The 10082-nt window shown below is 46.9% G+C and carries 8 protein-coding genes; 3 read left to right on the top strand and 5 right to left on the bottom strand.

All coding sequences use genetic code 11. The features are described from left to right. Positions 1-201 precede the first annotated feature (201 nt). Together ACTHUM_RS09935 and ACTHUM_RS09930 are read right to left on the bottom strand one after the other, a co-directional pair. Positions 202-651 (bottom strand): DUF4124 domain-containing protein, encoded by a 450-nt coding sequence (locus tag ACTHUM_RS09935; protein WP_049336110.1) that lies wholly within the window; start codon positions 649-651, stop codon positions 202-204. 12 nt (positions 652-663) lie between these two features. Next, the gene (locus ACTHUM_RS09930) at positions 664-858 is read right to left on the bottom strand and encodes a hypothetical protein (protein ID WP_049336152.1); all 195 of its coding nucleotides are present in this window, start codon (positions 856-858) and stop codon (positions 664-666) included. 185 nt (positions 859-1043) lie between these two features. On the opposite strand from ACTHUM_RS09930, the gene ACTHUM_RS09925 reads away from it, so the two are divergent. Further along, positions 1044-2672 (top strand): ABC-F family ATPase, encoded by a 1629-nt coding sequence (locus ACTHUM_RS09925; RefSeq protein WP_049336108.1) that lies wholly within the window; start codon positions 1044-1046, stop codon positions 2670-2672. 183 nt (positions 2673-2855) lie between these two features. Continuing rightward, positions 2856-5324: a type 1 secretion protein gene (locus tag ACTHUM_RS09920; protein ID WP_440361165.1), complete on the top strand. Its 2469-nt coding sequence runs from the start codon at positions 2856-2858 to the stop codon at positions 5322-5324. 94 nt (positions 5325-5418) lie between these two features. Here ACTHUM_RS09920 and ACTHUM_RS09915 read toward each other — a convergent pair whose 3' ends face one another. After that, the gene (locus ACTHUM_RS09915) at positions 5419-6636 is read right to left on the bottom strand and encodes a D-alanyl-D-alanine carboxypeptidase family protein (RefSeq protein WP_004520574.1); all 1218 of its coding nucleotides are present in this window, start codon (positions 6634-6636) and stop codon (positions 5419-5421) included. A gap of 203 nt (positions 6637-6839) precedes the next feature. On the opposite strand from ACTHUM_RS09915, the gene ilvA reads away from it, so the two are divergent. After that, positions 6840-8363: a threonine ammonia-lyase, biosynthetic gene (ilvA, locus tag ACTHUM_RS09910; RefSeq protein ID WP_004520573.1), complete on the top strand. Its 1524-nt coding sequence runs from the start codon at positions 6840-6842 to the stop codon at positions 8361-8363. Between the two features lie 59 nt (positions 8364-8422). Here the strand turns inward: ilvA and trmB are convergent, their stop codons facing one another. Then, the gene (gene trmB, locus ACTHUM_RS09905; protein ID WP_039862398.1) at positions 8423-9139 is read right to left on the bottom strand and encodes a tRNA (guanosine(46)-N7)-methyltransferase TrmB; all 717 of its coding nucleotides are present in this window, start codon (positions 9137-9139) and stop codon (positions 8423-8425) included. 137 nt (positions 9140-9276) lie between these two features. Continuing rightward, on the bottom strand, positions 9277-9933 hold the full coding sequence (locus ACTHUM_RS09900; protein WP_004520571.1) for a response regulator: 657 nt from the start codon (positions 9931-9933) through the stop codon (positions 9277-9279). Between the last annotated feature and the right edge of the window lie 149 nt (positions 9934-10082).

Here is a 10082-nt window from a genome sequence, read left to right as displayed (position 1 = left end):
TTGAAACCCGGCAATACAGAAGGCGTTTTGAGTAACAACATAATGGCAACCGTCAGAATTTAATACACGCTTACTTTAACAAGGCAGTCTGAAAACTGGAAAGAATGCTTTGTTTGGTATAAAGACGATTTTGTTATATTGAAGACATGAAAAGGCCGTCTGAAAACCAAATTTCAGACGGCCTTGCTGGTGTGGTAAGGATCAATAGGCAACAGGATCTTGAGATGCAGGCTGGTGTTGCGCCGCGTCATAGTTTTCCTGAGCCGAGCGGACGGCTTTTTCCAAACCCTTGATCCGTTCGAGATAGCGGGCATAGTTGCGTTCATTGCCATAACGCACTTTTTTGCCTTCTTCCAAGTTTTTCTTGGCGGTATCCAAAGCACGCTTGGCTGCGCCGACGTCAGCCGGATTGACCGGGGCGACAGCTTCTTCCGCTTGCTCGGTTTTGCTTGGGGAAATCGGCGTTGCCGGTGTTGAAACAGGCGCAGAAGTATAGACGGACGGTTTGCCGATATTGCTGGCTTTGCAGTTTTTGCCGCCGGCTTGGGTATAGACTTTGCGGCCGGCAGAATCGGTACATTCAAAAATAGGCGCGGCGGAAATTGCAGTTGTCAAAGTGAGTAGTAATGTACTGATCCAAATTTTGTTCATTTTTATTTTTCCTTAAAACCATTTCCACCAAACAAGCAAAGCCGCAATCATGATGATGTTGGCGAAGAGGATGGGCTTCCACTGTCTGGGCGCACGTCGTAATTCAGCGCCAGATCGTGTGCGGCGGATATAGAAAAACGGGCTGAGCAGCATGGAAGCGGCGCATACCAAAATAATCACGGCGTAATAGATTTTGTGCGTTTCCATATTGTTTCTCCGTTTCAGACGGCCTGAAATGCTGCCTACAACGCATTTTTGCGTGAAGCGCTGTCTGTTTTTATCTTGCATAGGCATTGGGCACACTTGCTATGGCCTCAATCCTGAGGTCTTTGCAAAAATATGCTACAATCGCGTCCGATTATAACATTCTATTTATAAAGGTTTTACGAATAATGATTTCTACCAACGGCATCACCATGCAGTTCGGCGCAAAGCCGCTGTTTGAAAACGTATCCGTCAAATTTGGCGAAGGCAACCGTTACGGCTTGATCGGCGCCAACGGCTCAGGCAAGTCCACCTTCATGAAAATCCTCGGCGGCGATTTGGAACAGACTGCCGGCGAAGTAGCGATTGAAAACGGCGTGCGTTTGGGTAAATTGCGCCAAGACCAGTTTGCCTACGAAGACATGCGCGTGCTGGACGTAGTGATGATGGGCCATACCGAAATGTGGGCGGCGATGACCGAGCGTGATGCGATTTACGCCAACCCCGAAGCTACCGAAGACGACTACATGAAAGCCGCCGAACTGGAAGCTAAGTTTGCCGAATACGACGGCTACACTGCCGAAGCACGCGCTGCCGAATTGTTGAGCGGCGTGGGCATTTCCGAAGATTTGCACAATGCGACCATGGCAGAAGTCGCCCCGGGCTTCAAGCTGCGCGTATTGCTGGCGCAAGCCCTGTTCTCCAAGCCAGATGTATTGCTTTTGGACGAACCGACCAATAACTTGGACATTAATACCATCCGCTGGTTGGAAGGCGTGTTGAACCAGTACGACTCCACCATGATTATCATCTCGCACGACCGTCACTTTTTGAACGAAGTCTGCACCCATATGGCGGATTTGGACTACAACACCATCACCATCTATCCGGGCAACTACGACGACTATATGCTTGCTTCCGCCCAATCGCGTGAGCGCGCCCTGAAAGACAACGCCAAAGCCAAAGAGAAACTGCAAGAGCTGCAAGAGTTCGTTGCACGCTTCTCTGCGAACAAATCCAAAGCCCGTCAGGCAACCAGCCGTCTGAAGCAGGCAGACAAAATCAAATCGGAAATGGTCGAAGTCAAACCTTCTACCCGTCAAAACCCGTATATTCGTTTTGAAGCCGACGAAAAAGCCAAATTGCACCGTCAGGCTGTGGAAGTTGAAAAACTGGCCAAACGCTTTGAAACCCAGTTGTTTAAAAACCTGAACTTCATCCTTGAAGCAGGCCAACGCCTTGCCATCATCGGCCCGAACGGCGCGGGTAAATCTACCTTGCTGAAACTCTTGGCAGGTGCGTACAACCCCGAATATTCAGGCGGCCTGCTGCCGGACGAAGGCACCATCAAATGGGCGGAAAAAGCCAGTGTCGGCTACTATCCGCAAGACCATGAAAACGACTTCGACGTCGATATGGACCTGAGCGAATGGATGCGCCAATGGGGTCAGGAAGGCGATGACGAGCAAGTCATCCGCGGCACTTTGGGCCGCTTGCTCTTTGGCAGCAACGATGTTGTGAAAAAAGTGAAGGTTCTCTCCGGTGGCGAAAAAGGCCGTATGCTTTACGGCAAACTGTTGCTGTTGAAACCCAATGTCTTAGTCATGGATGAACCGACCAACCACATGGACATGGAAAGCATCGAATCCTTGAACATGGCACTAGAAAAATACAACGGCACGCTGATTTTTGTATCGCATGACCGTCAGTTTGTATCTTCATTGGCTACCCAAATCATCGAATTGGATGGCAAAGGCGGATATGAACACTACTTGGGCGATTACGAAAGCTATCTGGAGAAAAAAGGTTTGGCTTAAATCTTTATCAACAATCTAATAAGGCATTGAGATGCCGTCTGAAAATTTCTATATTTTCAGACGGCATTTTCTTTTCAAAATTAAACAATAGTATATTGAACTTTTATGCCAAAATTATGACTAATAAAAGCATTTTACAAAAGAATAATTCAATATTACGACATTTTTGAAGGAATATATTAAATGGTAAACATTAAAACAGCAGTACCCAATGCCTCTCAATATGGTGCCAAACTTGGCTATACGACTTATGAGGCAGAACAAAGTGAACTGAAAAACGGCGTTGTTAAAAATGCCTCTTCTTCAGAGGCAGAACGCGCAACTGCCCGTGAAGCAAGCGGTCAGGCATATGTTGATTTGCCTACTAATGCATCTGTGTCATTTATTGCACAAGCAGATGCCAATGCCGTAACCATCCGTTATACCGTTCCTGACGGTGAAAGCGGTAAAGTAGAAGTCAAAGTCAATAATACAGTGATCGGTACTTTGGATTTGTCTTCCAAATCTAACTGGCAATATTTGGATAACTATACATATCATCCGAATGATGATATTAAAGTTCATGATACGCCTGCGGCAGATAGGCTTGCCCGCTTCCAATTTGACGAAGTCAGCCAATTATTTAAAGAGGCCAATATCAAGGTAGGGGATAAGGTTACAATCACTAATATCGACAGCACGCCCGTAGGCATTGACTTGGTTGATTTGGAAAAGGCACCGGACGCCATTAGACAGCCTGAAAACAGTGTCAGCATTACTGATTTCGGCGCAGTCGCCAATGACGGCTCGGATGATTACCAAGCATTCATAGCTGCGATTGAATCTGCAAAAGCGTCTAAAAAATCTGTTTACATTCCTGAAGGTCAATTTGATTTTTCACGACCGATTTCCCTTTATGTTCCTGATGGTATTAAGATTACCGGTGCAGGGCAATGGCACACTAAGTTACATTTTTTGAATACTGAAGCTGCTAAATACGATGATAAGGGTTATGCGAGCGGTGGCGGTGGTATTACTTTTGAACCCGGTAGTAAAGATATAGATTTGGGCAATCTCTCTATGGATTCAAATCTAAATTCAAGACATGATGAGAAAGCCAATTATAAAGGGATATCCGGCACTTTAGGTACTGGCTCTTCTATTCACGATATCAAAATTGAACATTTTGAAGCTGGCGTATGGATTGGGGATTATTCTAAAAACAAACCTTTAAATTACACTGATGGTTTGACTATCTCCAATGCCACTATTCGCAACAACTTTGCAGACGGCGTTAACTTTGCACAAGGTACCAGCAATTCCACTGTTATCAATTCCAATATCCGTGGCAATGGTGATGATGGCTTAGCAACATGGTCAAGTCATCATGAGAATACCAATGCCCATGTTGCTGAAAATAACCACTTTTTAAACAATACCGTTGAATTAGGCTGGCGTGCGGCAGGTATTGGTATCTTTGGCGGCAAAGGTCATGAAGTAGCCAATAACCTTATTAAAGATAATGCCAATTGGGGTGGCGTACGCTTAAACACTGTATTCAAAAACAGCCATAATTTTGATTTCAATGATACGGGTATTTCCGTTCACGATAACTTACTGGTAAACAACGGGACTAATGCCGACACATATGGTCGTGTTAAAGGTTCTATCGATTTGGAAGAAGGCAGGGATTATGCTACTCCCGAAAAAGATATTTTGGGAGAACTCAACAATATCAAAATTGAAAATAACACTATTGTGAATAATCTTTCCGACCAAGAGATTACCAAAACCCGTAATCCTAAAGAAGGCAATATTCCGGAGCCTGTAAACGAGACTACATTAACCATCGAAAATAATCATAGCCTTTCGGTAGCAGAAAATACTTCTGCAAAAAATGTAGCGGAAATAGATGATCACAGTCTTACCCAAGCTGCGAATCATTTAGGTGCTGATAATATCATCACAATTACAGACAGCAGCCATGCTCTTGTCAGCGGCGGCGATGGCAATGACCGTATCAGAGGCGGTTTGGGCAATGATACGATTAACGGTGATTCAGGTAATGACATTATTTTTGGCTATGATGGAAACGATCGTCTCAATGGCGGTATGGGTAATGATTCTATACATGGAGGTAACGGCAACGATACTTTATGGGGTGAAAGTGGCAATGACCGTTTGAATGGCGGCGATGGCAACGATGTTTTATTTGGCGGACAAGGAACCGATTACTTGGTAGGCGGTAAGGGTGCCGATACTTATGTTTTCAGCCTTGGAGAAGGTAAGGATACGATTACCGATAATGTGGGCGAACATAATGCACTGCAATTTGGCCAAAATATCTCTGTTAATGACCTGCATATTGATGCCATCACTGATGTTCGAGGCAATATCGATTGGAAAATTACCGTTAAGGGATCAGAAGGGGACAGCATTACCATCAATGACCAATTCTTTTCCGGTAACACTAACAATGCCGTGATTGATACCTTCCGTTTCGATGAAGGCACATTGAGCCTGCAAGAGTTGATGGGTAGGTTGTCAGGTAATGACAATATCAGTAATTTGTCAGACGTCAATACGCATACTGACCGCATGAGCTACTCGTCTGTCGATACGGTTGATGTTCACGATGACACAGCATCTACCGCCAACGCTGGAATTATCTAATTAGCTGTCTTTTAGGCTGAATAAAGGCCGTCTGAAATCTGGCAAACAGGTTTCAGACGGCCTTTTTGTGGCTTATTTTGTTATGGTTGATTGTTTAACTGAATAAACCTTTAAACCACAACACAATCGCGTCCCACATACGGCGCAACCAGCTGCCTTCTTCCACGCCGGTTAGGGCGACGACGTCTTTTTCGGCAATGATTTTGCCGTCTTTCATGACTTTCAGTTTGCCCAATACTTGACCTTTTTCAATCGGGGCGAGGACGGGCTGAAGCGTTTCTAAGATTGGTTTGACGTTTTTGCCGGTATCGTGGGGAATGGTAATGTAAACATCGTCCAAGAAACCGATGTCTACGGCTTTGGTGCTGCCTTTGTAAACTTTGACTTGGGAAATCACTTCTCCGCCGTTGTAAAGTTTAGGCGTATCAAATGCCTGCAATGACCAGTTGAGCAGTTTGCTGCTTTCGCTTGCGCGCGCTTCGGTGGATTCGGCACCGGCAAGGATGGAAACAATACGGCGGTTGTTACGTTTGCTGGAAGCAGCAAGATGATAGCCTGCTCCTTCAGAATAGCCGGTTTTCAAACCGTCGATACTGCTGTCGCGATAGAGCAGAAGATTGCGGTTGGGCTGCTCGATATTATTGTATTTGAAAGATTTATTTGCAAACAAAGGATAGTATTTCGGATAGTCGTTGATCAGCGCGGCTGCCAAAATGGCCAAGTCGCCAACGGTTGAAACATGGCCGTTAGAAGAAATGCCGGTCGGGTTGTTGAAGTGGGTGTGCTTCATGCCCAAGCGTTTGGCTTCTTCATTCATTTGTTTGACGAATTCATCGATAGAGCCGTTACCGATGGCTTCTGCAAGGGTGATGGCGGCATCGTTGGCCGATTGGATGGTTGTCCCCTTAATTAAGGAGCTGACGCTGACAGGCACTTTTGGGTCGAGGAACATACGCGAACCTTCGACTTTCCATGCGGCATTGGAAACGGTCAGCATTTGGCTTGCTTCAAGTGTACCGTTTTCTAATGCTTTAAAGGCAAGGTAGGCAGTCATCATTTGCGTCAACGCGGCAGGTTCGATAGGCGCGTCGGCATTGTTGGATGCCAAGGTTTGCTTGCTGTGCAGGTCGGTAACGATGTAGGCGGTTGCCGCGATTTCCGGAGGCGTTGTCGGACTGTTGATGCTGTGCAACAATGGCTGCGGCTGTGCCTCGCCTTGTACGGCAGGTGCGGAGGCAACCGGGTCGGCGGCAAGGGCGTGGGTATTCAGGAGGGCAGCAAAAATTAAGCTAAGTAGCGTTTTTTTCATCATTGTTTGTAAATTTGAATATGGGTGGATACTGTTATCGAGTAAACAGTTTGGCATACTAAATAGATAGTAAGCGGACATTATACCGTTTCATTCAGGCTTTGCTAAGATTTTTCTTGCCTTCAGACGGCCTCAGGGGTATGGTTTTAACTTTTTCCTCAGGCCGATTCGGCCGAATGACAATTTATTTTCGAACACTGAATACCATGAACCATCCTCTTCCTCTTTCCGATTATCTGACCCGTATTTTGACCGCTTCCGTTTATGATGTAGCCGTAGAAACGCCTTTGGATTTGGCACGCAGTCTGTCAGGCCGTCTGAACAATCAGGTTTTGCTCAAACGTGAAGATTTGCAGCCGGTGTTTTCGTTCAAAATCCGCGGTGCGTACAACAAAATGGCGAAGCTGCCGAAAGAAGCTTTGGATTGCGGCGTGATTGCTGCCAGCGCGGGCAACCATGCGCAGGGTGTGGCTTTATCGGCGCAGTATTTGGGTTGCCGCGCCGTCATCGTGATGCCGGAAACAACGCCTAAAATCAAAATTGACGCGGTAAAGAGCCGTGGCGGCGAAGTGGTATTGAAAGGCGTGTCTTACAATGATGCCTATGATTATGCGATGGAGTTGGCCGAAAAGGAAAAGCTGACTTATATTGCGCCTTTTGATGATCCGGATGTGATTGCCGGCCAGGGAACCATCGGCATGGAAATCCTCCGTCAACACCGCAATATCAATGCGATTTTTGTTCCGATTGGTGGAGGCGGCTTGGCAGCAGGCGTAGCGGCGTTTATCAAACAAGTTTGTCCTGAAATTAAAGTGATTGGCGTGCAAACTGATGATTCTTGCTGTATGAAGCAATCGGTTGAGGCAGGGAAAATCGTACATTTGAAAGATGTCGGCCTGTTTTCAGACGGCACGGCGGTTAAAGTGGTGGGCGAGGAAACCTTCCGCCTGTGTAAAGAGCTGTTGGACGAAATTATTACGGTCAATACGGATATGTTGTGCGGCGCGATTAAAGATATTTTTGACGATACGCGTAGCATTACTGAGCCTGCGGGCGCATTGGCTCTTGCCGGCCTGAAGGCTTACGTTGCGAAAAACAATATCCAAGGTCAAAATTTGGTTGCCGTCACCAGTGGCGCCAATATGAACTTCCACCGCTTACGCCACGTTTCGGAGCGCAGTGAGCTGGGCGAGGGCAACGAAGGTATTTTCGCCGTTACCATTCCCGAAGAAAAGGGCAGCTTCCTGAAGTTTATCAATTTGCTGGGAAGCCGGAACATTACTGAGTTCAACTATCGCTACGGCAGCGATAAAAATGCGCATATTTTTGTCGGCTTGCAAACCGCCGGTGCGCAAGACTTGGCCGTCATCAGCAAACAACTGGCTGACGCAGGTTTGCCCAATGTCGATCTGACCAATGACGAAATCGCCAAAATCCATATCCGTTACATGGTCGGCGGACGTACGGAAAAAGTATCCAGCGAACGCTTGGTCAGCTTTGAATTTCCGGAGCGTCCCGGCGCATTGTCCCGCTTCTTGAACCATATGCGCGCCGAATGGAATATTACTTTGTTCCATTATCGCAATCATGGTGCGGACTACGGCCGTATTTTGGTCGGTATCGATGTACCTGAAAGCGACAATGAAGCCTTTGCCGACTTCTTGGAGAGCTTGGGTTATGTTTATAAAGAAGAAACCGATAATCCGGCTTATAAACTTTTCTTGGCTTAATCAGTAAGATAAAAGGCCGTCTGAAAAATTTCAGACGGCCTTGTGTTTTATGTTCGGCTTTATTTTTTACGGAACACCAAGTCCCAAACGCCATGACCCAATCGTTTGCCTCGGGCTTCAAATTTGGTTTCAGGACGATAATCGGGCGTAGGGGCGTAATCGGCAGCCGTGTTTTGCAAAGCGTCGAAACTGCTCAAAACCTCCAGCATTTGCACGGCGTATTCTTCCCAGTCGGTCGCCATATGGACATAGCCGCCGCTTTTGAGTTTGGGCAGCAGCTTTTCAACAAACGGCACTTGTACCAAGCGGCGTTTATTGTGACGTTTTTTGTGCCAAGGGTCAGGGAAGAAAATATGAATGCCGTCTAAAGAACCGTCTTCCAGCATCTTTTCCACTACTTCCACCGCATCATGACGCATTACGCGGATATTGGAAATGTGTTCTTCCTCAATCAGCTTCAAGATATTGCCGACGCCCGGGCCGTGAACATCAATTGCTAAAAAGTCGGTATCGGGCAGACGTTTGGCGATTTCCACTGTCGCGACGCCCATACCGAAACCGATTTCCAAAACTTTAGGATTATCCCGGCCGAATGCGCGGTTCAAATCCAAAGGAGCTTCTTGGAAGTCCACACCAAATTGCGGCCACATTGTATCGATGGCGCGCTGTTGGGCAGCGGTCATATGGCCTTGACGCAAGACGAAACTGCGGATGCTGCGTTTGTGTTCTTCAGGAACGGTATTTTCGGGTGTATTTTCTGGAATGTTTTCGGACATGTTGTTTTAAATCAGTGAGAAATCAAATAAAAAGGCCGTCTGAAAAAATCAGACAACCCTGCATATAAATCGGCGTGATTATAGCGAATAAACGCTTTTCCTGAAACCTTTTAAAAAGAAGGTTTCAGACGGCCTTTTTAAGACAATACCGGTTGCGGTACTTTGTGTTGCACCGCATAAACCGCAGCTTGGACGCGGCTGCTTAGATTCAGCTTGCGCAATAGGTTCTGCACATGCACTTTGACGGTTGACTCAGCCAAGTTTAAATGGCGGGCAATGATTTTATTGCTGTGTCCGGCGGCAAGGTAGCCCAAGATTTCCATTTCGCGCGGGGTCAGCTGCGCCAGCAGGTGGTCGGAGCGTGAAGGAGAAGGGGAAATCAGCGATTGCACCAAGCGGCTGGTCATTTCTGGAGAGAAGACATTGTCGCCATCGACGGCTTTGCGAATGCTTTCCAAGAGGAAGTCGGCGTTGATGTTTTTCAGCAAAAAGCCTTTTGCACCCATACGCATACATTCGGTCAAGTCGTCGCTGTCTTCGGAAACGGTCAGCATGATGACGGTCAGTTGTGGATTGATGCTCAAAATTTGAGCCAGTGCTTCGCGGCCGTTCATGACCGGCATATCCAAGTCCAACAAAACTACGTCAGGCTTAAGCTGTTCGACCATTTTTACGCCGGCCAGGCCGTCTGAAGCTTCGCCGACGACTTCAAAATCGGGCTGGCGGGAGAGCAGGGCTTTGATGCCGCTGCGAAATAGGGTGTGGTCGTCAATAAGGGTAATTTTAATCGTCATGATGCTGTTCTCATTTGTTGCGGCAAAGTCAGCATAACCGCCGTACCTTGCCCAATCTGCGATGTAATGGCCAATTCTGCGTTAATCCGTTGGGCCCGTTCCTGCATAATGCCCAAGCCGACATGTTCGCCTGAAGGCCGGTTTGATAG

It is taken from the genome of Neisseria sp. P0021.S006, from assembly GCF_051956895.1.
Note: the sequence above shows the minus strand (reverse complement) of the source record. Positions and strands in the feature narration are given on the sequence as shown.